Annotated in this window: 1 protein-coding gene; it reads right to left on the minus strand. The window is 44.2% G+C overall.

Features of this window, described 5'->3' with window-relative positions:
- Positions 1-507: 507 nt before the first annotated feature.
- A partial coding sequence (locus EDI28_RS27440) for a hypothetical protein (RefSeq protein ID WP_233353524.1) occupies positions 508-764 on the minus strand: 257 nt, incomplete at its 5' end.

Consider the following 764-nt stretch of genomic DNA (forward strand, 5'->3'; position numbering starts at 1 on the left):
CCTCATCGGGCGGGGCAAATTTAACAAGAAAATCAAGCGGACAAAAAACACTCGGCATTTCAGGTGCAAAATGAAGTTATGCGTTTACGCACTTCATATCAATATCTGCGCGTTGTTTTTCGCCGCTTATTTTAGGCGTTATGCACCTAGAGCAAAGATTTTCAATGGTAGATAATTCATCGCTTGTTTCCACTATTTCTTTGGCCATTCGTTTGCCGAAAGGCTGCCTGAGAATCCGAAAATAAGCAGGTTGTTGTTTTATTTGCTGCCTTTAGCTCTGGCAATTCAACATTATAATTTCAACGTTACTTTGCTGTGAAAAAGCTGGCGCATTTCTTTGGCTATTGGTTTGGTGCAGCAGCCAAGCCGGTCCGCATCAGGTTGTTATGTGAATTTTGCTGGCTCAAAGTCGTTGAAAGTAAATCGCAGTTATCAGAGTCTGAATTTGTTGCCTGTATGACGAAAACTCATCATGCGGGAAAAGTCCGGCGACCAAACAAGATCGTATTAATGGATGGAGTTGCATAACAAGGCAATCAAGGGTGATGCGTTTGACTCGGCGATTTTGGTATGAAGTTCGGTGCGCTTTGTTGGTTCAGCGGGGCACACCTTATTGCAGGCGTTAAATCTGCCGAGCAAGCTCGGGGAGTGCGCTGCGTCGAAGATTGCGTATCTGCTTCTAATATAGCCTAAAATTTTGTCTATGCTCCAGTCATGGCGCATACCGTTCAAAGTTTCATGCAGCAAGCACTGGAACTCTATCT

This window comes from Photobacterium chitinilyticum, from assembly GCF_004104355.1.
Classification (GTDB): Bacteria; Pseudomonadota; Gammaproteobacteria; order Enterobacterales; family Vibrionaceae; genus Photobacterium; species Photobacterium chitinilyticum.